This window comes from Actinomyces oricola, from assembly GCF_004104015.1.
Classification (GTDB): domain Bacteria; phylum Actinomycetota; class Actinomycetes; order Actinomycetales; family Actinomycetaceae; genus Actinomyces; species Actinomyces oricola.
Map to the genome: position 1 here is coordinate 19585 of NZ_RYFV01000003.1, position 21442 is coordinate 41026.

Sequence of the window (21442 nt, forward strand, 5' to 3'; positions counted from 1 at the left end):
CGTCGACCCCGCGCGGGCGGGGTAGGCACCGCCCGCTACCCGGACGCCCGGGTCACCTACGGGTCGACCCCGCGCGGGCGGGGGAGGCACGGTCTTTGCCCGGCCTGGAGCGACCGCCGCCTCGGCGTGACTCTCACCGCACTCAGGCGCCATGGCTGTTTGTTCTGGCGCGCGAGTGCTGCCGAACCCGCATGATGTGCCCATGAATCCACGTGAGTCCTACCGCAGGGGGCCGGTGCTGCTGCGCGGCACCCAGATCCCCGAGCAGACCACGGACGCCCGGCTCCTGACCCATGACGGCGCCGAATGGCTCCACGCCGACCCCTGGCGGGTACTGCGCATCCAGGCCGAGTTCGTCGAGGGCTTCGGCGCCCTGGCCGAACTCGGCCCCGCCATTAGCGTCTTCGGCTCGGCCCGCACCCGGCGTGAGGACCCCGCCTACGCCCTGGCCGAGCAGGTCGGTGCCGGACTGGCGCGCTCGGGCTACGCCGTCATTACCGGTGGCGGGCCCGGAATGATGGAGGCCGCCAATAAGGGGGCTCACCAGGCCGGGGGCGTGTCGGTAGGCCTGGGCATTGAGTTGCCGCACGAGCAGGGCATGAACGAGTTCGTCGACCTGGGAGTGCATTTCCGTTACTTCTTCGCCCGCAAGACCATGTTTTTGAAGTACTCCGACGGCTTCGTGGTTATGCCGGGAGGCTTCGGCACCCTTGACGAGCTCTTTGAAGCGCTCACCTTGGTCCAGACCCACAAGGTGTCCAGCTTCCCAGTGGTGCTCGTCGGGCAGGACTTCTGGGGCGGCCTGGCCGGCTGGATCCGTGCAACCATGATCGAGACCGGAACCATCTCACCCGAGGATGCCGGCCTCTTCTACGTCACCGACACTGTTCAGGAGGCTCTGGACTACGTCGTCTCGGGCGCCAAGAAGATGCGTGCGGACGAGGCCGCCCTGGCCGCCAGGGCCGTCAACCGCTGAAGAGCCCGACCAACCCGTTCGGGGTTCTTGGGCGCACGGCGGATCATTCAGCTCAGACCCGGTCCGCGGCGCGCTCTCGTGCTGGCTTGCGACAGGTTCCGGCGTGTGCGTGGACTGCGCCACTCTCCTGTCGTACAGTTCGCGCCCATGCCGTAGAATGCGGGTGGCAGGGCGGTGAAGACCCGCGCGAATTCAACGAAAGGGGAGCACATGGCTGCCATGAAGCCCAGGACCGGTGACGGGCCGCTCGAGGTCGTCAAGGAAGGCCGCTCCATCATTATGCGAGTGCCTCTTGAGGGTGGCGGTCGCCTGGTCGTCGAGATCACCCCGGACGAGGTCAAGGCGCTTGGTGACGCCCTAGCCACCGTGAAGATCTAAGACGCCACGCCTCCTGGCGGTGAGGCCGGAGCGCGCGCGAGTACAGCGGGTACGAGGACCAGGTTCCCCGAAGGTGGGGGTGCCTGGTCCTTGCGCGCATTGGCGGTAGAACGGCTCCGGCGGCGTTCGCCCCCTCAATGCCCGGTCCCGGCGCGAATGCCCGGTCCTGGCGCGCGGGCAGTAGTGATTCCCACAGGTCAGTGACCTGTGGGGCCGGCGCGCCCGGTGCCGGTGCGCGGGCAGCGCAGTGCGGTGAGTGCGGCATTGGACGCTGGGCTTGGATTGGCCGCGGGCGTCTCAGGACTGGCGCACGGTCACCAGGAGGCCGTCACCCACCGGCAGCAGGGCTGTGAGCAGTCCCTCGGCGTCGCGCAGGAACTTCCCCAGCTCGCGGGCTGTCACCGTCACCGGGTCGCGGCGGGCGGGGTCGGCAACATGGTCGTTCCACAGGGCGCGTGTCACCGCCAGTACTCCACCGACCCGCAGCATTCGTACAGCTCCGCCGATCAGGCCCGCCGCCTCCTCCGGGGGCACGTCGAGGACCACCATGTCGTAGGAGCGCGAGGCCATGCGCGGCATGACATCCGAGGCCCGCCCCCGAATGACGCGGATCCGCGAGGAGGCGTAGCCGGCGGCGTCGAAGGCGCGGCGAGCCTCCAACTGGAGTTCGGGCTCAATGTCAATGGTGGTGAGTACGCCGTCACCGCCCATGCCCCCGAGTAGCCACAGCCCGGAGACCCCTGTGCCCGTGCCGATCTCGGCGACGGACTTCGCCCCCACCGAGGCGGCCAGCACCCGCAGCGCGGCGCCGGTGCCCGGTGAGACCGGTGAAATGCCCAGCTCCATCCCGCGCATCCGCGCCTGTGCCGTGGGCTCGTCCTCCGTGAGGAACTCCTCCGTGTAGGACCAGCTCAGGGTCTTGTCCGCACTCACCATGTGACCTTTCCACGTCGCCTGCGCCCGCCCGGGTGCCGTGCCGGCCCCCATTGTTCCAGGTCGCCCGTGCAGCCGGGAGCACCGTCAGTAGCGATCCGAGCTTGCTGGACCAAAGGGCGCAGTACGAGAGAGCCTGGCGTGGTCCCTATACTGTGCCCCGTGGCAGGTATCTCTGGCAATGAGTTCATAGTCCTCATCCTTGTGGCGGTGATCGTCGTCGGTCCGCAGCGCCTGCCCGAGTACACGCGCAAGCTCACCCAACTCATCCGTCAACTGCGCGTCTTTCTTGACAATGCCAAGACGCAGATCGCGGAGGAGGTCGGCCCCGAACTGGGCGACCTCAACCTCGCCGACCTCGACCCGCGCAACTACGACCCGCGCAAGATCGTGCGCGACGCCCTGGGCGAGGATCTTGACGCCATTCGCAGAGACCTGACCACCCCCATTAAAGCCGTGACTGACGCCGCTAAGGAGTCCTCGCAGGAGGCGGTGCGCTCTGTGACCGACGTGGTGCGGAAGGAGCGAACGGACACCCTGTCCAAGCGCATTGAGGGCATTGAGGACAAGGTTGAGGACAAGGCGGTGCAGGGCAGGCAGAGCACCCTCCCGGCGAACAACGAGCCCGACCCGGATGCCAAAACCCCGGAGTCTGAGAGTCAGACCGGCCCCAATGAGTCCTCGGCGCCCGACCACGTGCAAGGTCCCCAGGAGGGGGCCGCGGCTGAGATCCCCCAGGAGGGGGCCGCGGCCGGGAGCCCCCAGGGCCCCCAGGAGGGGGCCGCCGCTGAGGGCGGGCGGCTCAAGGACGGGCCCGCCGGTGCGGAGGGCGACTCCGCGGGGCGCAGTAGTGAGTCGGTGGAGGCATCCGCTGGGGATGGTGACCTTGACTCGGCCAAGGCCGCCAATGCGCCAGACGAGCCGGCCGCTGGCGGTAAGTCCGCTGATGGTGAGCCAGCTGATGCTGCTGCGGTGGCAGCGGCATCGAGTGCTGCCGCGGCGGCAGTGCCGTCAAGCCTGACCAAGGCGCCTGCGGCTTCTGACGCCGCTTTGACGCGGCCGGTGTCACCGCGCGAGATCGTGCGGGCGGCCAACGCCGCGGCCCGCACTCGCGCTGAGGCCGCAACTGTCACGGTCGACGCCTGAGATCTCAAGACGGAGACAGGACAACAACTAGGGGGCAACTGAGGGCTAGGGGCAGCACTGCGGTCCGCCTCACCCCACCGTCCACCGTGCCGGTTGGAATCCCGGCCCGACCGTCCTTCAGGACACCGGGGACACGCCCAGCTTGCGCCCCGCCAGGCCCCGTGCGCGGTGCGCCAGCCGGCCTGCCACGGTACTCAGCTCCAGGGCCGCCGGGGCGTCGGCCTCCGGCTTGCCCTGGGCGGCAACCGTGGCTGGAACGCCCGCATCCGATCCCTGGCGCAGCTTAATGTCCAAGGGAAGCTGGGCCAGCAGGGGCACCTCGTAGCCGAGCCTGCGGGACAGGGAGTCGCTAACCTCCCTCCCGCCGCCGGAGCCGAAGATCTCAATACGGGAACCATCGGGCTGCGGCATGTAGGACATGTTTTCAATGACGCCGACCACCCTCTGGTGGGTCTGGACGGCGATGAGGCCGGTGCGTTCGGCGACCTCCGCCGCCGCGGTCTGCGGGGTGGTCACCACCAGGATCTCGGCGCCGGGCAGGAGCTGGGCCACCGAGATGGTGACATCGCCCGTTCCCGGGGGCAGGTCGAGGAGAAGAACGTCGAGGTCCCCCCAGAAAACGTCGGAAAGGAACTGCTGGACAGCCCGATGCAACATGGGGCCGCGCCACACCACCGGCTGCTTGTCCTCGACGAACATGCCAATGGAGATGACCTTCACTCCGTGGGCCACCGGCGGGATGATCATGCCATCAAGCTGCGTGGGGGTGCCATGGACGCCCATCATCCGTGGAATGGAAAATCCGTAGATGTCGGCGTCGACCACACCCACGCTCAGGCCCCGAGCGGCCAATGCGGCCGCCAAGTTGGCCGTCACCGAGGACTTGCCGACCCCTCCCTTACCCGAGGTCACCGCGTAAACGCGGGTGAGGCTGCCGGGCTGGGCGAAGGGGATCGTCGGCTCGGCTGCGCCCCCGCGCAGGCGCGAGCGCAGCTCGGCGCGCTGCTCGTCGTTCATGGCGCCCATGCGCACCTCGATACCGGTGACCCCCTCGACGGCGCCCACTTCCTTGTGAACATCGCTGGAGATCGTGTCCTTCATAGGGCATCCCGGCACAGTGAGCAGAATTCCTATACGCGCCACGCCGTCGTCGGAGATCTCAATAGAGTCGACCATCCCCAGGTCGGTGATGGGGCGGCGGAGTTCGGGGTCGATGACCCGGGTCAGGGCCTGTAGGACAGCATCGCGTGTGGGGTTGGCCATGAGCCCATCCTAGAAGGTGACGCGCTCAGCGCATCGTGAGCAGTGCCTCTCTGTGATTCGGCTTGAGTACCGGTTTCATATTGCGCGTCCAGCCTAGGCTGGACGCGTTAGGTCGAGTCTCAAGTAGCTATGCGTGGATTGAGTTCTCTTATATGTCACCAGACGCACGCTCTGCCCACAATCGCATTGCCGGGATCGATGGCCTAAGGGCCATTGCCGTCGTCCTGGTCCTCGTCTACCACCTCCTGCCGGGAGCCCTGCCCGGCGGGAATGTTGGAGTGGATGCCTTCTTCGTCATCTCGGGCTTTCTCATCACCACACTCCTCGTCGCCGAATTGCGCCGCACCGGCCGGATCGCTCTGCGTCGTTTCTGGTATCGGCGTCTGCGACGCATCGTCCCCGCCCTCCTAGTCGCCATGGTCACCACGGTTTCGATCGCCGGCCTGCTGGGGGGCGATGTCCTGCTGGGCGTGCGCCGCCAGGTGCTCAGCGCTGCGACCCTGGTCTACAACTGGGTGGAAATCGCTGCCGGATCGTCCTATTTCGACCAGACTCAGCCGCTGCTGCTGACCAATGTGTGGTCCCTGGCGGTGGAGGAGCAGTTCTACATTGTGTGGCCACTGGTCATTATCACTGTGCTGACGGGTGCGCTCAGGCGCCGGCGCACCCGTTTGGCCGGCCTGCTCGCCCTGGCTCTGGCGGTCGGCTCCCTGGGATGGACCTTGTGGCTGGGCGACTACGGAGCCTCCCCGTCGCGGCTCTACATGGGCACTGACACGCACGCCTTCGGGCTCATGCTCGGTGCCGCGCTGGCGCTGTGGCACGGCCGGGCTGCTGATGGCGCCAAGGTTCCCGGGGTGGGGACAATCCAGTGGCTGGCGCGCACCATTGCGGCCTGGGTCGGTCTGGGCGGGCTTTTAGTCTGCGCCCGTGTGGGGGCTGAGGGCCTCACCCGGGTAGATCCGGCCCGGGCCACAACGACGCTGTTGGCCCTGGGCTCAGTGGCGACCGCCCTCGTGCTTCAGGGCCTCACCCCCGAGATGACCCGGGGGGCGCGCCGGGGGCACTGGCTGGTGGCGCTGCTCGACCTGCCGCCAATGAGATGGTTGGGGCTGCGCTCCTACGGACTGTACCTGTGGCACTGGCCGCTGTGGGTGCTGGCCTTCTACGGCCTGCCTCCCACTGTGGGCGGGCGTCCGGTGGCCGCCGGGGTCATGGTGATCACGGTGGCGGCGGCTGAGGCCTCATACAGGTTCCTTGAGACCCCCATCCGCCGTCAGGGCATGCTGGCGTGGCTCCGCTCGGTGGTGGGCGTGGGCCTGCGTGCGCGCGCCACTGCCGCCTGCGGCGTCACCTCCGCCCTCTTGCTAATGGCCTTCGCTTTGAGTGTGCAACCCACGGTTTCCAGTGCGCAGGCGGCCATTGAGGCTGGGCAGCAGGCGTTGAGCGCTGCGGCGGTCCAATCGTCCGCGCCGTCGCCAACGCCCGGCGACGCCCCGGCGGCGCCAGAGCCCGGGTCCGCCCAGGAGGCCCCTCCGGCGCCGGAGCCCGTGACCGGGGATCAGGTGGCGATCGCCGGGGACTCGGTGTCCTTGGCCTCCGCGGCGCCCTTGGGCGAGATATTGCCGGGCGCGGTGATTGACGCCGAGGTGTCCCGCTCAATGTATGCGGGCTTGGCCACCGTCCAGGCTCTTGACGCCCAGGTGGGTGCCCGCCCCTACGTGGTCGTGGCTATGGCCACCAACGGGACCGTGGACACGGCACAGCTTCAGGAGATCCTGGATTACCTCGGCCCCGACCGGCGCCTGGTGCTCGTCACCGGCTTCGGTCCAGAGCGCGCCACCTGGATCCCTCCAGCCAACCAGACGGTGCGGGACTTCGCGGCCGCCAACCCGGACAGGGTTGCGGTGGCCGGATGGGACGAGGCGATCGGGGGGCACCCGGAGATGCTGGCCGAGGACTTAATCCACCCCTCTGGTGAGGGCGGGGCGGTTTACGCCGACATTGTCTACCAGGCCCTCCAGAGCCTGGTGCGCTGAACAGACACCAGATGGGTTTCCGCCGCCGACCCCGGGCGAGGGCTCGCGCCGCGCCAGGGTCTGGTGCTGGCGGGCTTGAGTGCTCAGTCCTGAGAACGAGGGCCGTCAGCCGTGTTGACCGCCGTGGCCGGCCGGTTCCTCTTGGTCGGAGGCGTCGTCCTCGCCCAGTTCGGAGATCTCCTCACGAGTCAACCGCTCCTCGGCCAGGATTTCACTGAGCATGTCCCGCAGTTCGCCGCGCACGAAGTCACGGGTGGCGACGTCGTTCATGGCCAGGCGCAGGGAGGCGATCTCCCGGGTGAGGAATTCGGTGTCCTCCAGGTTGCGCTCGGCGCGCTGCCGATCCTGCTCGGCGGTGACCCGGTCGCGGTCGTCCTGACGGTTCTGCGCCAGCAGGATCAAGGGCGCGGAGTAGGAGGCCTGGAGTGAGAGCATGAGGGTCAGGGCGGTAAAACCCAGCTCGGCCTTGTCGAAGCGCAGTGACTCAGGACCCCAGGAGTTCCACACCATCCACAGGGCCACGAAAACCGTTAGCCAGATGAGGAAGGTCGGGGTACCCGAGAAACGGGCGATTGCCTCGGAGGCCCGGCCGGCGGCATCGGAGCGCCCAGAGGAACGCTGCCAGGGCCAGCGTGGGCGGTTGGCCCTCTCCAGAGGGGTGTCCAGCGAGTCAGCCATTGGCGTTCCTCTCAATCATCTCGTCCGTGACGGCCTCGTCGGCCTCCCGCCAGTCGTCGGGCATGAGGTGATCCAGGACGTCGTCGACGCTCACCGCCCCCAGCAGTCGCCCGGCGTCATCCAGGACCGCCAGTGCGGTGAGGTTATAGGTGGCCAGGAGGCGGGTGACCGTGCCAATGGAGTCCTCGGCGTGGACGGTCTCCACGTCCCGGTCCAGAACGGAGCCGAGCATGCGTTGGGGGCGTTCTCGCAGGGCGCGCTGCAGGTGCACCACGCCCAGGTACTTGCCGGTGGGGGTCTCCAGTGGAGGACGCACCACGAAGGCCACTGCGGCCAGCGCCGGGGTGATCTCGGCCTTGCGGGCCTGGGCCAGGAAGGTGGCCACGGTGGACTCCGGGGGCAAAATGATGGGCTCGGTAGTCATGAGGCCACCGGCCGTGTAGTCGTCGTAGGCCATGAGGCGACGCACGTCCTCAGCCTCTTCGGGCTCCATGAGGGCCAGGAGCTCGGTGGCCTTGGGTTTGGGGAGTTCGGAGACGAGGTCCGCAGCGTCGTCGGGTTGCATGGCGTCCAGGACGTCGGCGGCGCGGGCGGACTCCAGGGCGGAGAGCATGGCGACGGCGTCTTCATCGCCGAGCTCTTCCAGGGCGTCAGCCAGGCGCTCATCGGAGAGCTCGCCGGCCACCTCCAGGCGGCGCGCCTGCGGCAGGTCCCGCAGGACGTCGGCGAGGTCTGCGGGCTTGAGGTTCTCCAAGGTCGCCAGCAATGCCGTCGCCCCCTGCTGATCCGCGCTGCCGGCCAGGCCGGTGACCTCGTCGGGGGCGACGGTCAGGGTGTCGCCACGGCGCAGCCCCAGCGGCCCCGAGGAGGAGCGCTGGACGTATAGGCGGGTGACTTTCCAGTCCATGCCCCGGTCGCGCTCAATGGCCACGTCGCGCACGGTGACATTGCCCGAGCCGTCCTTAAGGGTGACCACGCGGTCCAAGAGCTCGCCAATGACAAGGGTCTCGACGTGACGCTGCTCAAAGCGGCGTATGTTGACCAGGCCGGTGGTGATGACCGCGCCGGGCTCAATGGCTGTGACTCGCGACAGGGGCAGGAACACCCGACGGCGCCCGGGCACTTCAATGACCAGCCCCACCGCGCGGGGGGCGCCACGCATTTGGAGCAGAACAATGACGTCATGCACCTTGCCGACCGGGTCCCCCAGCGGGTCGAAAACGGTGGTGCCGACGAGGCGGGCAACGAAGACCCGGCTGGTAGTGCGCGTCCTGGTGTTCTCCACGTCCCCAGACTATGCGCCCTGGGCGTGATCGTCCGTGGGGCGCCACCAGCGCCACCCGAGCGTGGGACCATGAGGGCATGAGTGACCCGTTGAGCCCGTATCCCGCGCGATCTCGGCCCACGGGCATGGGGCGTGAGGGCCTTATGCCGGTTGGGGAGGAGGTTGCCTCATTCGCCACCTACCCCGAGGCGCAAAGAGCCGTGGATTCCCTATCCGATGACGGTTTCCCCGTGCAGCACCTGGCCATCATCGGCACCGACCTGCGTCAGGTCGAACGCATTACGGGCCGCAAGACCTGGGGGCGGGTGCTGCTGTCCGGGGCCGCCTCCGGGCTGTGGATCGGCCTGTTCTTCGCCGCCATGATGGCTCTGGTGGGCGCAGGGGCCGGTAAGGGGGCATTGGTCATGGCGGTGCTCATGGGGGTGCTGTGGGGAACCTTCTTCCAGGCGACCGGCTACGCCTTGTCCCGGGGCAGGAGAGACTTCACTTCCGTCAGTCAGGTGGTTGCCGCCCGCTACTCGATCATCGCCCAGGCCCACGCCTCCTCGGCCGCCCAGGCATTGGCCCGCTTTCCCGGCAATCTCACGCGCGGGGGCCAGGCGGCGGTGCGCGCCCGGGAGCGGCGCCGGGAGCGCTCCCAGGAGGGGCCCACGGCCTTCGGCTCGCGCCCCGATGAGCAACCCCGCTTCGGGGTGCGTCTGCCCGAAGGGGTTGACCCCGCCCAGTACGTCGGTCAGCACACCCCTGGCCCCACCGCATCTCCTCAGCCGGCCACCCCCGGAGCCACCGGGCCCACGACTGCCCCTGAGGCGCCCGAGTCCACCACGGGGGTGCCGGGGCCCGCCGCATCCCCACCGAGGCGCCCCGAGGAGCCAACCGCAGGCGGTGCGGCCGCTCCCACCCCGCCCCAGGACGAGACGGGGGAGGGTGCGCTCCCGCAGCCAGCGCCGTCGTCCCCTGCGCAGGGACATGGTGCCGTCGGGCAGGACGACGACCCTTACCCGCACCCCGCCCGCAGACGCCGGGACGAGGACGAGGAACCGAGATGAGCATCCCCGTTGGCTTGGCGACTTCCTCGGCCTACCCGGGCAGCGCCGTCGACGCTTTTGAGATGTCGGCGGCACTGGGTTACGACGGCGTTGAGGTCATGGTGTGGAGCGAGAAAATCACTCAGGACGTGCGCGTTCTGGGCGCACTGTCCTCCGACCTGGGTCAGCCCGTGCTGTCCATCCACGCACCCACTCTGCTGCTGACCCGCGGCGTCTTCGGCACCGAGCCCTGGGACAAGGTCGACCGTTCCATAGAGATGGCCCAGGCTCTGGGGGCGCCCACCGTGGTGCTCCACCCGCCCTTCTTCTGGCAGAAGCGCTACGCCCGCACCTTCGTGGCCGGCGTTGCCCGCCGCGAGGCCACGACCGGCGTGCACCTGGCGGTGGAGAACATGTTCACCTGGCGCCCGCGCACCGCCTACTCCACGCGCGACTTCCAGGCCTACTCGCCCACGTGGGACCCGGTGGGCCAGGGCTACCGCTCGGTGACCCTCGACATTTCCCACGCGGCGACCTCCGGGTCCGACGCCCTGGCCATGGCCCGCTCCCTGGGGCCGACGCTGCGGCATCTGCACCTGACCGACGGTGTTGTGGGCCCCCTGGACGACCACCTTCTGCCCGGCCAGGGCGACCAGGACTGCGCCGGGGTGCTCTCCTACTTGGCCGCCACGGGGTTCGAGGCTCGTGGCGGTCAGGTCGTGGTCGAGGTCAATACGCGCACCATGAGTGACGCTGAGCGGCGTGAGGGCCTGGCCAGCGCCCTGGCCTTCGCCCGCGAGCACCTGGAGGGCGCGGGCGGGCAGGTCTACGTCCCCGAGCCCACCCGCAAGCGCTACCGCAAGGGCATCTGAGCGATCTCACCCACGGCCACCCCTCAGGGGGGCTGGGGTGTGATCGATCGGGCCGGTGGTGGCTGCTGGAGCAGCGCTCCGTTCAGGTGCAGACGGTCTCGTGCTCGCGGTGAGAGGCCGGTTCGAGCTGGAAGGTGGCGTGCTCAATACGGACCGGGAAGTGCTCGGCCACGCACTTGTGCAGGCGGTCGAGGATCTGCTCGGTGTGGCCGTCGCGCAGGCATTCGTCGCGCACTGTCACATGTGCCGTGAGCACCGGTAGCCCCGAGGCCACCGTCCAGGCGTGCAGATCGTGAACCTCTTCGACGTGGTCCAGGTCCAGGATGTGGGCGCGCACTTGCTGAAGATCCAGGTCCTCAGGGGTGAAATCCATGAGCACCCGGCCCGCGGCCCGCAGCAGTGCGACGGCGCGTGGCACAATCAGCGCGGCAATGAGCAGTGAGACGACGGCGTCGGCCTGCATCCAGCCGGTGGTGGCGACGACCCCGGCGGCGACGAGCACGCCGACACTGCCCAGGGCGTCGTTGAGGACCTCCAAGAAGGCGGCGCGCATATTGAGGCTTTCGCTTCGCCCGCCAGCGAGGATCAGCAGCGCAGCAGCATTGGCGAGTAGACCGATGACGCCCATGACGAGCATTCCCTCGGCCTCGACGGGAGTGGGGACAATGAGGTTGTGCACGGCGCGCGCCGCCACCACCACGCCCACGACGCCCAGTGTTCCCGCCTGGAGTGCGGCGCCAATGACCTCGGCGCGGCGCAGCCCCCAGGTGCGCTGAGGTGTCGCCGGGCGCTGGCTGAGCTGAGCGGCGGCGAGCGCCATAATGAGGCCGGCGACATCAGTGATCATGTGGCCCGCGTCCGCCAGGAGGGCCAGCGACCCCGTCAACAGGGCGGTGACGACCTCGGCGATGAAGACGCCGGCCGTCAGGGTGAGGGCGGCGGCCAAACGGGTGGTTGAGGCGCCCCGACCGTGACTGTGGCTGTGCTCGTGCGACCCGTGATGCTTCTGCGGTCCATGGGGGGACGGTTCGGTGCTCACAGTGACTCCTGTGACTCCCGCTGCCCGGGTACCTGAGCGTCCCCGGCTTCGGCGGCGGCGTTCACCAGGGCGCTGGCCGCCTCCAGAAGGTGGTCCAGGGCCGCGGCGTGCTCCAGGCGGTTGACGCTGGCGCGCCCGTGGGAGTGGGTGGATACCAGACCGGCGCTGCGCAGAATCGCCAGGTGCTGGGAGACGGTGGACTGCGCCAGACCCAGGTGCTCGGTGAGCTCGACAACCCGGTGCTCGCCACCGTGGAGGTGACGCAGGATCGCCAGTCGGGTTGGGTCGCCCAGGACGTCCATGAGGGCGGCTAGTGTGGAGGCGTTGGCTAAGGCGTCATGGTCATCAGGGCGGTCTTCAGGAAGGAGGCCATGAATCATCGTCATGAAACGATAATAGCGTTGGTAGGGGATGTGCTGTCAATGGTGTGGGCAACAGCCAGTGCCAGGCGGGCCGATGCGGCCGGCATGCGGCACCTGGCACTCCAATGCGCGGCGCCCCTGAATGCGCAGCGCCCCTGGCATCAGAGGGCTCTGAAGAGGGCTCTGATGCCAGGGGCGCCGCGCTGCCAAGACTTAGTCGTGGGCGATAAGTCCGCTCACCCACGCCTCCACCTCATCGGCGGTGCGGGGGAAGGCGGCAGTCAAGTACTCCACCCGGCCGTCCTCGCGCACCACCACGTCGTCCTCAATGCGCACGCCAATGCCGCGCAGCTCCTCAGGAGCCTTGAGGTCGTCGGCGCGGAAGTACAGGCCGGGTTCGATGGTGAAGACCATGCCAGGCTCCAGCAGGGCGTCCATGGCCATTTCACGGCGCGCCTGAGCGCAGTCATGCACATCCAGACCCAGGTGGTGGCTGGTTCCATGCACCATCCAACGGCGGTGGTATTGGCCGGTGGGCGCCAGCGAGTCCGCAGCGGTGACGCCCTCGGGCAGCAGCCCCCACTCTTCCAGGCGGGCGGCAATGACCTCCATCGCAGCAGTGTGCACGTCCTTGAAACAGCAACCCGGCTCATTGGCCCTGGCGAAGGCGGCATCCGCAGCCGCCAGGACAGCTTCGTAGACCCGGCGCTGCGGGGGGCTGAAGCGCCCATCCACCGGGATCGTACGGGTCACGTCCGCGGTGTAGAGAGAGTCGACCTCCACGCCGGCGTCCACCAGCACAAGGTCGCCAGGGCGCACAGCGCCGTCGTTATTAATCCAGTGCAGGGTGTTGGCGTGGTTACCAGCGGCGGCAATGGTGTCATAGCCCAGGCCGTTGCCCTCCTCGCGGGCGTGCGCCCCGAAGGCCCCCTCCAGCACCCGCTCACCGCGCCAATGGCCGGTGGCCCGCGGAATGGAACGGATAAGCTCTTCGAAACCGGCCTTGGTGGCGTCCACCGCCGCCTGCATCTGCTCGACCTCGTAGGGGTCCTTGCGCAGGCGCAACTCGCTGGCCGCCTCGGCCAGACGATCGTCGACCCGCCTGGCCTCCTGCCCGGCCGCCAAACCCGCCGCCTGACGGACCTGGTCAACCTGAGCGGTAACGGCCTGATCGGCCTCGGCGATGACGCGCAGCTGCACGCCGTCAACCCCAGCGTCCTTGGCCAGGGCGTCCCCGAAGGAGTCGATGTGCGCGCAGCGAATCCCGGTGAGGGCCTCGACCTCCTCAATGGAGGGGCGGACCCCAACCCACAGCTCGCCATAGCGAGTATCGGCGTAGAACTCTCTGCTTGAGCGCGAGGCGCGGGGGCGGAAGTATATGACCGCCTCATGGGTGGCGACCCCTTCAGCCACCTCCTGCCCGGGTGCGGTTAAGGGCTCCAGGACGAGCACGGCGTCGGGCTCGAAGTCAGTGCCGGTGCCGGCCAGGTGTGCGAAAGCCGAGTGCGGGCGGAAGCGATAGTCGCAGTCGTTGTTGCGCACGCGCAACGGGCCGGCCGGCACCACCAGGCGTTCACCGGGGAAAAGGGCCCCCAGTGCTTCGCGGCGCTTGGCGGCCCAGGGAGCCGACTCCAGCAGCGCAGGCGGCTCGGCTGGGCGCGGCCCCCAGCCTGCGCCCATGAAATCGCGGAAGGCCTGGTTCGAGGGCTGCCGAGAGCGGTTGGAGCCGCGTTCGGCCAGGGACTGGTCGGCCTGGTCGGCGCTGACCTGGTCGATGGAAGTGCGGGTTGCGGCGTCGGAGCCGCTGGGGGAGTTGGTCTCGGTCATCATGGCCCCATGGTGGCACCTGCGTGGGCCGACAACGCAACCGGGGGAGGAGAAGACACCGGTGACGGCTCCCAGGATCAGGCCGGGGCCGACAATGCGACTGGGCGGAGAAGACTCCTGCCCCAGGGCCCAGTGAGGGCCGCCAACTGGGTGCTCAGGGCTGAGGGGCGTCGTCGTCGGCGGGGAAGCGCACACCTACCTGGCGGCGAGCCTGGGAAAGCACCTCAATGGCCGTCACCGAACTCTCCACGGGGTGCAGCCCGCACTCGCGGGCGCCGGAGCGCACGAGCTCGCAGAAGGCGGCCAGCTCATAGACCTGGGCGGGGCCGGTGCGCTCCACTGAAAGATCCTCGGGGGCCTGCGGGTCGGCGCCACCGGTGCGCTGACGAGGCCCGTGCAAGGTGATGCGCCGTGGCCACTGGCAGTCGTCCATGACCAGCACGTGGTGCTCGCCGGCTACCTGGCAGTCCAGGCCCGTGGAGGAGGCCTTGGAGTGCATGCAGACCACCTCCGGCCCGTCGTCATAGCCCAGGACAATAGTCCCCATGGCGTCGACCCCCGAGTCCAGGAGAACGCCCGTGGCGGTGACCCGGTCCGGTGTACCGAAAAGGTGGATCGCCATGCTCACCGGGTAGATGCCCAGATCCATAAGGGAGCCGCCGGCCATGGCCGGGTCGAAGGCGCCGGGCAGAGACCCCGCCTTGTAGGCGTCCATGCGCGAGGAGTACTGCTCCTTGACGAAGACGGCCCGCCTAACCTCACCCAGGCGAGCCAGGTTCTCACGGATCACCGCTGTCCCCGGCTCGAACGCAGGTAGCCAGCCCTCCACGAGGAGCCGGTCGGCGCGGAGGGCCTCGGCCGCCATGTCGCGGGCCTGAGCCGGAGTGACGGCGAAGGGTTTCTCCACCAGAACATGCCGCCCCGCACGCAGGGCGGCAATGGTGTGCTCAGCGTGCAGGTGGTTGGGGGAGCCGACATAGACGGCGTCGACCGCGTTTTCGCCCTGGGCGGCGAGCATCTCCTCCAGACTCGCCCAACTGGCGGAGACCTTGTGCTCGGCGGCGAAGGCGGCGGCACGTTCCGGGCGGGCCGAGGTGACCCCCACAATGCGAGCGTCGGGAACGGCATCCACGGCCTGGGCGAACCAGTTGGCAATGAACCCGGCGCCAATGACGCCGAAGCGGACGGGGCGGGGGTCGGGCGACGGCGTTGTGGTCCCGGAGGTGCTCATGGGTCGAGGTTACCGGTCGCTGCTCTGCGGCGTGCCGCCTCGCCAGGTGGCGTGCCCACCTCCGAGGCGACGGCCCCGGGTGCAGCCCTCACGAACCGGCGAACCAGCCGGGGCGGCAAAGTCAGCCGTAGGGCGTCATGCTGCGCCGCCAGTGCCCCCAGTCCCTACACTGTCAGCCGTGCGCATTGACCCCCACACCCACTCCACCTGCTCTGACGGCACCGACACCCCCGCCGAGCTCATGGCCGCAGCCGCCGCGGCGCACCTGGACGTCCTGGGCCTGACCGACCACGACACCGTCATCGGGTGGGAGCAGGCCGAGGCGGCCGTGCCCGCCACGGGTGTGACCCTTCTGCGCGGCACCGAGATCTCCTGCTCCGCCGACGGCGTCACCCTCCACCTGCTGGGCTACCTCTTCCGACCCGATGACATTGCACTCCAGGAGGCCTTCGCCAGGGCCCGTGACTCGCGCGGCACCCGCGCCCAGCGCATGGTCGAGCTCCTGAGCCAGGACTACCCCATTACCTGGCAGGACGTGTGTGAACAGGCGGCCGGGGCCGTCACCATTGGACGCCCCCACATTGCCGACGCCCTTGTCGCGGCGGGGGCCTTCGCCGACCGCACAGCCGCCTTCGCCGGGCCCCTGGCCACCGACAGCCCCTACTACGTGCGCCACTGGTCCCTGGACCCGGTGCGCGCCTGCGAGCTTGTGCGCGCTGCCGGCGGCGTGCCCGTGGCTGCGCATCCGCGCGCCAGCCGCCGGCAGCGCCGGCTGGTGCCCGACGAGGTCTTCGCCGCTATGGCCGAGGCCGGGCTCGCCGCACTCGAGGTCGATCATCGCGACCACACCGAGGCTGACCGCGCTGCGGCCCGGGAACTTGCCCTCCGCCTGGGGCTGGGACAGTCAGGGGCATCGGACTACCACGGCACCGGCAAGCCCAACCGTCTGGGGGAGAACCTCATGAACCGGGCCCTGCTGGAGCGGATTGTTGACGAGGGCGCCCTGCCCCTGATCGAGGCATGAGGCGTAAAGGAGGCTACGACGATGGATAACGTCTTGGACCCCGTCCTTTTCGCCACCACGTTGGCTACGCTCCTGGTCATCCAGGATCCGGCCGGCGCCATCCCCATCTTCCTGTCACTTACCAGCCGGCAGACGCCCCAGGAGCGTCGCGCCTCCGCGCGCCAGGCCACAGCCGTGTCCTTCGGCGTCATCACCGTCTTCGCGGTCTTCGGGCGCTACATCCTGCAGTTCCTGGGGATCTCGGTGCCCGCACTCCAACTCTCCGGCGGGTTGCTGCTCCTCATGGTGGCCATTGAGTTGTTGACCGGTAAGACTGACGAGAGTCCCGACCCCGACGCCGTGCGCGTCAATGTGGCCCTGGTGCCGTTGGGGACGCCCCTGCTGGCCGGCCCCGGCGCGATCGTGGCCGCCATGGTGGCCGTGGAGTCCTCTGGTGGGGCCTTCTCCGGGTGGATTGCCGTGGGGGCGGCTGTGCTTGTGGCGCATCTGGTGATTTGGCTGACGCTGCGCTTCTCCATGGTCCTCAACCGGCTCCTGCGCGACTCCGGTATTACGCTGCTGACCCGGATCGCCGGTCTGCTGCTGGCGGCGATTGCCGTGCAGATGGTGGCCGACGCCGTCTTCGCCTTCATTGCTCAAGAGCTGTGAGGCCGGGCGCCGGCTTCCCCTTCGAAGCAAAAGACCAAGACCGCGCCAGACCGGCCAGAGGGGGCGAAAGGGAGAGATGGGGGTGTTGCCCCGGTCGGCGGGCGGCGCTCAGTCTTGACGGTCCCGGCGCGGCACCTCCTTGCCGCCCCGTGTGCGTTTGCGCTTGCGCTTGCGCCGCTCGCCGCGCTGGGTCTTGGTGACTGGGTTGCTTTCGCTCGAAGTTGAGCTAGACCGGCCCCGTCCACGGCCAGAGCCCGCTCGCCTTGAACCGCTGCGTCTACGACCCGCCCGATCCTCGCGGCCGCGCTCACGGCGTCCCGTCTCGCCCAAATCCTCAATCTCCTCGGCGTCCAGGCCCGCCAGCGTCTGCTTGTCCTTGGGGAGCCGGCCGGTGACCCCTTCAGGGATCGACAGGTCCGTGAAAAGGTGCTCGCTGGTGTGGTAGGTCTCCACCGGCTCCTCGATAGAAAGGCCCAGGGCCCGGGCGATGAGCCGCCAGCGCGGTAGGTCGTCCCAGTCCACGAAGGTCACGGCCGTCCCGGAGTTCCCGGCGCGCCCTGTGCGCCCAATGCGGTGGACGTAGATCTTCTCGTCCTCGGGGCACTGGTAGTTGATGACATGGGTGACATCGTCGACGTCAATGCCTCGCGCGGCTACATCGGTGGCCACCAACACGTCCACCTTGCCGTTGCGGAAGGCCCGCAGGGCCTGCTCCCTGGCTCCTTGCCCCAGGTCGCCATGGAGGGCGCCGGTGGCGAAACCACGCGCACCGAGGTCCTCGGCCACGCGGGCAGCGGTGCGCTTGGTGCGGGCGAAAATAATGGTGCGACCGCGGCCGCGGGCTTGCAGAATGCGCGAGAGGACCTCAACCTTGTTCAGTGCATGCGTGCGGTAGACGACTTGTTGAACGGTTTTGACGGTCATGCCCTCATCACCCGGGTCTTGGGCGCGAATATGAGTGGGCTGGGTCATGTAGCGGCGCGCCAAGGAGACAACGGCCCCGGGCATGGTGGCGCTGAAGAGCATGGTTTGACGGTCAGTGCGGGTGCGGGCCAGAATCTTCTCCACGTCGGGCAGGAACCCCAGGTCGAGCATTTCGTCGGCTTCGTCAAGGACCACTGTGGTCACATGGGTCAGATCCAGGACGCGGCGGTCCATGAGGTCGATCAGGCGCCCGGGCGTGCCCACCACGACTTCGGCGCCTTTCTCCAGGGCTTCGATTTGCGGCTCGTAGGCGCGCCCGCCGTAGACCTGCACAATACGCACGGTCCGGTTAGCCGCTGCGGTGGACAACTCCTCGGCGACCTGTTTGGCCAGTTCGCGGGTAGGTAGGACCACCAGGCCTTGCGGGCTGCCGGCGGCCGGGTCCTCGTCCCATCCCTCTTCCCCGGGGCCGAGGGTGTCCATGAGCAAAGGGATGCCGAATCCCAGGGTCTTGCCAGTGCCCGTCTTGGCCTGGCCAATAATGTCCTGGCCTTTGAGGGCCACTGGCAGGGTCAGGGCCTGGATGGGGAAGGGGTGAGTAATGCCTTTGGCGGCCAGGGCCGCGCAGATCTCCTCCTCCACGTCGAAGTCCGCGAAGGTCTTCTGGGCCAGGTCGGCGACAGCGCCCTCGTCGGTGATGTCCGGGGTGGCCTCGTCCAGGATCGGGGCGTGAGCGCCGGCCGTTTCCATAATGCCGGAGGAGGTGGTTTGGTCGCGTGTGGAGTCCTGCGCTGGGGCGCTTTCGTTCTCGTCGATCACGAGCTTCCTTCAGTCGATCTGACCGTGCGCGCCGCAGGGCGGTGGCGCTATGGCGCCGCGGCATCCCAGGCGCTGCAATCGGCGGCGCGGTGCGGTGCAGTCACGGGAGGCAGCCGATCGTGATTCGTGCTCCGCTCCAGGCCGAGATGGCAGGCGGGGCCAGGCTGCTGGACGACCGGTCAACCATGGACTTCCACAGGGTAGCGGCTAGGTTGTTCCCACGTCTGGTTTGGGGCGGAATATTCGGCAATCCCGTGGGGGAACTCACGCGTACGAACAGTGTGTGGCCGGGTCCGGGAGGGCCTGGAGCGCAGCAGATGCGGCAGTTTCGGCTGCGGTGTGCTGCGCCGGCGCCGCCATGGTGAGGGGTTTAGGGTGCGCCTCAAGGTTGAAGCCGGGAGGCGGTAGTGCCCAAAAACCAGAGAGGCGTGGTTCCATGCCCGCCGCGGGTGCGGCCTAGGCTGGTGCCATGACTGTGTCGCCCCCTCCTCCCGCCCTGGTCCCCGACGGTGGGCCTCCCGCCCGACACCTCCAGGCCGTGCTGGGCCTGGTCGGCTACACCTGCACCGTGGCCTGCACCCGCTACGCCAAGGACGCCGACAAGGCGCCCGCCATGATTCCCCGGGTGGAATTGCTGCGCATGAGCGCAGAGCAGGTCACCTCCTTCGAGCGCGTCCACGAGTTGGCGGGGGCGCATGGCGTGGACCTCTATGAGGCATCCGAGGGCTTCGTGGGGGCCTTGGGCGACTTCGACGCGCGTCTGCGCCCCAGGGACTGGCCCGAGCGCCTGGTCAAGACCTATCTGGCCTTTGGAATGCTCGTGGACTTCTCAATGGCCCTGACCCACGGGCTACCCCGTCAACTCGGCACCCAGTTGCTGGACATCCTGGGCGCCGACCGCTACGGGTCCTTTGCAGCGGACGAGATCATGGCTGGTATTGACAGCGACTCCCAACTGGCCGGTCGCCTAGGGCTGTGGGCCCGGCGTGTTACCGGTGAGGAAATTGGCACCCTGCAACGAATGATGGCCCGCTTCCCCGAGCTGCACGACGGCGGAACCGAGGTAGAGCAGCTGCACGCGGTCCTCTCTCAGGGGGCGGTTTCCCGTATGCGCGGCTTGGGCCTGCGGGCCTGAGCCCCGCTGAGAGTCGGAGTCGCAGAGCCTCACCCCTTCTCATGGCAGGTTGGCGCCGGGCCAGGAGGGCGATATGGAGTCGGGCCTCGCACGTCCTGAGGGTGCGTCTCTTAGTGTGGTGGTAATTTCTGTGGGGTCTTGGTCGGTGGGGAGTGCTGGGTGGGCATTGTGGGGATCCGAGTTCTTCGACCAAGATTCACAAGGAGTGTTCCCACGATGCCCAGGAACCAGTCTGCCGTGTCAGCTCTGATCGGGGAAGTCCTCGCCGATCCTGATCTGGTCCACGATGACGTCTTTAGGCGCATGCTGCAGGCCGGGCTGCAGGACCTGATCGATGCCGAGGCGGCCGCGGTCATCGGCGCTGAGCGCTACGAGCGCACTAGCGGGCGTATCACCAGGCGCAACGGCAAGCGCGCCAAGACGGTGGCCGCCACTGCCGGCGAGGTCGAGCTGGCCATCCCCAAGCTCCGCCAGGGGTCGTTTTTCCCCAGCCTGCTCAACCCGCGCAGGAGGGTCGGTCCTGTACGCCGTGATCTGCTCGGCGTGGATTGAGGGAGTCTCCACCCGCAAGGTCGATGAGCTGGTGCGGGCCCTGGGGTGCGAGTCGGGGATCTCGCGCTCGAGCGTGTCGCGCATCTGCCAGGACATCGACCAGGGTGTGGGCCAATTCCTGTCCCGGCCCCTGGACCACTCCTGGTTCCCCTACCTGTTCGTGGACGCCACCTACCTCGATGTGCGCATGGGCCACCGGGTGGTCTGCCAGGCCCTGGTAGTGGCCACCGGCGTGTCAGCCCTGGGCCGGCGCGAGATCCTGGGCATGGCCATCGGGGACGCCGAGACCACCGACTTTTGGACCGAGTTCCTGCGGTCTTTGCGCCAGCGGGGTCTGAGGGTCGCCAGCACCACCGATCCCCTGGGCGTGGCACTGGTGACCAGCGATGCCCACGCGGGCCTCAAGGCCGCGATCAAGGCTATCGGGCCCGGGGCGGCCTGGCAGCGCTGCCGGGTCCACTTCGCCCGCAACGTCACTCAGCACCTGGGCTCGGCTCACTCCAAGCCCGTCAATGCGCTGATCTCTACCATCTTCGCCCAGACCAGCCACGAAGCCGTCACCGCCCAGTACAAGCAGGTCATCGACTCCCTGCAGCCCTCGCTGCCAGCCATCGCCCAGATGCTTTAAGACGCCCAGCCAGACCTGACCGCCTTCGCCGCCATGCCCCGCGAGCACTGGCCCAAGATCTGGTCCAACAACCCGATCGAGCGCCTGGGCCGAGAGATCAAGCGCCGCGCCGACGTCGTCCAGATCTTCCCCAACCGCGACAGCGTCACCCGCCTGATCGGCTCCGTCCTCCAGGAGCAGCACGAGGAATGGCAGTACGGCGAGCGCCGCTACCTCTCCCAGACCTCACTCCAGCGACTGACCCACACCCTGACCCACACCACCCCCGACAACCACCCCCTGATGACCATCACCACCTAACACAAAAAACACCACACCAAAAGACTTGACCCATCCTGATGCCCTCATCACTCATCCGGCCGGTGTTGGCTCAGCGCCTGCTGGGCCTCGCCGGTGTGAGGGCACCCGATTCAGCCCCGCAGCGAGTGCTGCGGGGCTTTCTTGTTTGAGGGGAGGTGCGCGCATGCGCACCATGTGCGTTCTGCGCGGAGCACCCGGCTCGGGTAAGACCACCCAGAGCCGTCAGCACGGCTTGGCCGACGGATCATTCCCGCGCGAGCGGGGATGACCCGATGTATCGGGTGGGTACCACGTCGACCCTGCGGGAGCAGGGATAGCAGTGGCGGGGGGCCCCCGGGGGGGGGGGGCGCCCCCC

At 68.5% G+C, this 21442-nt stretch carries 18 protein-coding genes and 1 pseudogene; 10 read left to right on the plus strand and 9 right to left on the minus strand.

Translation table 11 applies throughout. From position 1 onward, the window contains the following. Positions 1 to 202 precede the first annotated feature (202 nt). Positions 203 to 976, plus strand: a complete 774-nt coding sequence (locus tag EUC46_RS02285; RefSeq protein ID WP_128772588.1) for an LOG family protein — start codon at positions 203 to 205, stop codon at positions 974 to 976. Between the two features lie 210 nt (positions 977 to 1186). Continuing rightward, positions 1187 to 1354 carry a DUF3117 domain-containing protein gene (locus tag EUC46_RS02290; protein WP_128772589.1) on the plus strand — a complete coding sequence of 56 codons (168 nt, stop codon included), beginning with the start codon at positions 1187 to 1189 and terminating at the stop codon, positions 1352 to 1354. Between the two features lie 297 nt (positions 1355 to 1651). Here EUC46_RS02290 and EUC46_RS02295 read toward each other — a convergent pair whose 3' ends face one another. Then, positions 1652 to 2287 (minus strand): O-methyltransferase, encoded by a 636-nt coding sequence (locus EUC46_RS02295; RefSeq protein ID WP_128772604.1) that lies wholly within the window; start codon positions 2285 to 2287, stop codon positions 1652 to 1654. A gap of 162 nt (positions 2288 to 2449) precedes the next feature. Between EUC46_RS02295 and EUC46_RS02300 the strand changes: the two genes are divergently transcribed. Beyond that, positions 2450 to 3433 (plus strand): twin-arginine translocase TatA/TatE family subunit, encoded by a 984-nt coding sequence (locus tag EUC46_RS02300; protein ID WP_128772590.1) that lies wholly within the window; start codon positions 2450 to 2452, stop codon positions 3431 to 3433. A gap of 117 nt (positions 3434 to 3550) precedes the next feature. Here EUC46_RS02300 and EUC46_RS02305 read toward each other — a convergent pair whose 3' ends face one another. After that, a complete protein-coding gene (locus EUC46_RS02305; protein ID WP_128772591.1) occupies positions 3551 to 4696 on the minus strand; it encodes an Mrp/NBP35 family ATP-binding protein in 1146 nt (381 codons plus the stop codon). Positions 4697 to 4848: 152 nt separating this feature from the next. Between EUC46_RS02305 and EUC46_RS02310 the strand changes: the two genes are divergently transcribed. Next, positions 4849 to 6735, plus strand: coding sequence for an acyltransferase family protein (locus EUC46_RS02310; protein ID WP_128772592.1), 1887 nt, complete (start codon positions 4849 to 4851; stop codon positions 6733 to 6735). A gap of 105 nt (positions 6736 to 6840) precedes the next feature. On the opposite strand, the gene EUC46_RS02315 is transcribed toward EUC46_RS02310, so the two are convergent. Together EUC46_RS02315 and EUC46_RS02320 are read right to left on the minus strand one after the other, a co-directional pair. After that, the gene (locus tag EUC46_RS02315) at positions 6841 to 7413 is read right to left on the minus strand and encodes a DUF1003 domain-containing protein (RefSeq protein ID WP_128772593.1); all 573 of its coding nucleotides are present in this window, start codon (positions 7411 to 7413) and stop codon (positions 6841 to 6843) included. Then, on the minus strand, positions 7406 to 8698 hold the full coding sequence (locus EUC46_RS02320; RefSeq protein ID WP_128772594.1) for a magnesium transporter MgtE N-terminal domain-containing protein: 1293 nt from the start codon (positions 8696 to 8698) through the stop codon (positions 7406 to 7408). Before EUC46_RS02320 ends, EUC46_RS02315 begins: the two co-directional genes overlap by 8 nt. Positions 8699 to 8775: 77 nt before the next feature. Between EUC46_RS02320 and EUC46_RS12850 the strand changes: the two genes are divergently transcribed. Together EUC46_RS12850 and EUC46_RS02330 are read left to right on the plus strand one after the other, a co-directional pair. Continuing rightward, the gene (locus EUC46_RS12850; protein ID WP_241655345.1) at positions 8776 to 9747 is read left to right on the plus strand and encodes a YflT domain-containing protein; all 972 of its coding nucleotides are present in this window, start codon (positions 8776 to 8778) and stop codon (positions 9745 to 9747) included. Beyond that, complete coding sequence (locus tag EUC46_RS02330; protein ID WP_128772595.1) at positions 9744 to 10598, plus strand: sugar phosphate isomerase/epimerase family protein; 855 nt, start codon at positions 9744 to 9746, stop codon at positions 10596 to 10598. Before EUC46_RS12850 ends, EUC46_RS02330 begins: the two co-directional genes overlap by 4 nt. Positions 10599 to 10680: 82 nt before the next feature. Here EUC46_RS02330 and EUC46_RS02335 read toward each other — a convergent pair whose 3' ends face one another. The 4 genes from EUC46_RS02335 to EUC46_RS02350 all read right to left on the minus strand — a co-directional run bounded on the left by EUC46_RS02335 (position 10681) and on the right by EUC46_RS02350 (position 15057). Next, positions 10681 to 11637, minus strand: coding sequence for a cation diffusion facilitator family transporter (locus EUC46_RS02335; protein ID WP_128772596.1), 957 nt, complete (start codon positions 11635 to 11637; stop codon positions 10681 to 10683). Further along, entirely contained in the window at positions 11634 to 12023 is a 390-nt protein-coding gene (locus EUC46_RS02340; RefSeq protein WP_128772597.1) for an ArsR/SmtB family transcription factor, read from the minus strand. The genes EUC46_RS02335 and EUC46_RS02340 overlap by 4 nt, the downstream gene beginning before the upstream one ends. A 189-nt stretch (positions 12024 to 12212) precedes the next feature. Continuing rightward, positions 12213 to 13829, minus strand: a complete 1617-nt coding sequence (locus EUC46_RS02345) for an aminopeptidase P family protein (RefSeq protein ID WP_421701069.1) — start codon at positions 13827 to 13829, stop codon at positions 12213 to 12215. Positions 13830 to 13980: 151 nt separating this feature from the next. Beyond that, positions 13981 to 15057 carry a Gfo/Idh/MocA family protein gene (locus EUC46_RS02350; RefSeq protein ID WP_128772598.1) on the minus strand — a complete coding sequence of 359 codons (1077 nt, stop codon included), beginning with the start codon at positions 15055 to 15057 and terminating at the stop codon, positions 13981 to 13983. Positions 15058 to 15235: 178 nt separating this feature from the next. On the opposite strand from EUC46_RS02350, the gene EUC46_RS02355 reads away from it, so the two are divergent. Beyond that, positions 15236 to 16081, plus strand: a complete 846-nt coding sequence (locus tag EUC46_RS02355; RefSeq protein WP_128772599.1) for a PHP domain-containing protein — start codon at positions 15236 to 15238, stop codon at positions 16079 to 16081. Between the two features lie 21 nt (positions 16082 to 16102). Then, positions 16103 to 16729 carry a MarC family protein gene (locus EUC46_RS02360; RefSeq protein ID WP_128772600.1) on the plus strand — a complete coding sequence of 209 codons (627 nt, stop codon included), beginning with the start codon at positions 16103 to 16105 and terminating at the stop codon, positions 16727 to 16729. Between the two features lie 108 nt (positions 16730 to 16837). On the opposite strand, the gene EUC46_RS02365 is transcribed toward EUC46_RS02360, so the two are convergent. Further along, positions 16838 to 18403 carry a DEAD/DEAH box helicase gene (locus EUC46_RS02365; protein ID WP_128772606.1) on the minus strand — a complete coding sequence of 522 codons (1566 nt, stop codon included), beginning with the start codon at positions 18401 to 18403 and terminating at the stop codon, positions 16838 to 16840. A gap of 538 nt (positions 18404 to 18941) precedes the next feature. Between EUC46_RS02365 and EUC46_RS02370 the strand changes: the two genes are divergently transcribed. Together EUC46_RS02370 and EUC46_RS02375 are read left to right on the plus strand one after the other, a co-directional pair. Continuing rightward, a complete protein-coding gene (locus EUC46_RS02370; RefSeq protein ID WP_128772601.1) occupies positions 18942 to 19607 on the plus strand; it encodes a ferritin-like fold-containing protein in 666 nt (221 codons plus the stop codon). Between the two features lie 216 nt (positions 19608 to 19823). Continuing rightward, positions 19824 to 21087: pseudogene (locus EUC46_RS02375) on the plus strand (IS256 family transposase). Positions 21088 to 21442: the final 355 nt, after the last annotated feature.

What these genes read in the sequence shown, in the direction of transcription:
- EUC46_RS02285 (WP_128772588.1), top strand. Translation starts at nt 203, where the DNA reads ATGAATCCACGTGAGTCCTACCGCAGGGGGCCGGTGCTGCTGCGCGGC.
- EUC46_RS02290 (WP_128772589.1), top strand. Translation starts at nt 1,187, where the DNA reads ATGGCTGCCATGAAGCCCAGGACCGGTGACGGGCCGCTCGAGGTCGTC.
- EUC46_RS02305 (WP_128772591.1), bottom strand. Translation starts at nt 4,696, where the DNA reads ATGGCCAACCCCACACGCGATGCTGTCCTACAGGCCCTGACCCGGGTC.
- EUC46_RS02310 (WP_128772592.1), top strand. Translation starts at nt 4,849, where the DNA reads ATGTCACCAGACGCACGCTCTGCCCACAATCGCATTGCCGGGATCGAT.
- EUC46_RS02315 (WP_128772593.1), bottom strand. Translation starts at nt 7,413, where the DNA reads ATGGCTGACTCGCTGGACACCCCTCTGGAGAGGGCCAACCGCCCACGC.
- EUC46_RS12850 (WP_241655345.1), top strand. Translation starts at nt 8,776, where the DNA reads ATGAGTGACCCGTTGAGCCCGTATCCCGCGCGATCTCGGCCCACGGGC.
- EUC46_RS02330 (WP_128772595.1), top strand. Translation starts at nt 9,744, where the DNA reads ATGAGCATCCCCGTTGGCTTGGCGACTTCCTCGGCCTACCCGGGCAGC.
- EUC46_RS02340 (WP_128772597.1), bottom strand. Translation starts at nt 12,023, where the DNA reads ATGACGATGATTCATGGCCTCCTTCCTGAAGACCGCCCTGATGACCAT.
- EUC46_RS02345 (WP_421701069.1), bottom strand. Translation starts at nt 13,829, where the DNA reads ATGATGACCGAGACCAACTCCCCCAGCGGCTCCGACGCCGCAACCCGC.
- EUC46_RS02350 (WP_128772598.1), bottom strand. Translation starts at nt 15,057, where the DNA reads ATGAGCACCTCCGGGACCACAACGCCGTCGCCCGACCCCCGCCCCGTC.
- EUC46_RS02360 (WP_128772600.1), top strand. Translation starts at nt 16,103, where the DNA reads ATGGATAACGTCTTGGACCCCGTCCTTTTCGCCACCACGTTGGCTACG.
- EUC46_RS02365 (WP_128772606.1), bottom strand. Translation starts at nt 18,403, where the DNA reads ATGGAAACGGCCGGCGCTCACGCCCCGATCCTGGACGAGGCCACCCCG.
- EUC46_RS02370 (WP_128772601.1), top strand. Translation starts at nt 18,942, where the DNA reads ATGACTGTGTCGCCCCCTCCTCCCGCCCTGGTCCCCGACGGTGGGCCT.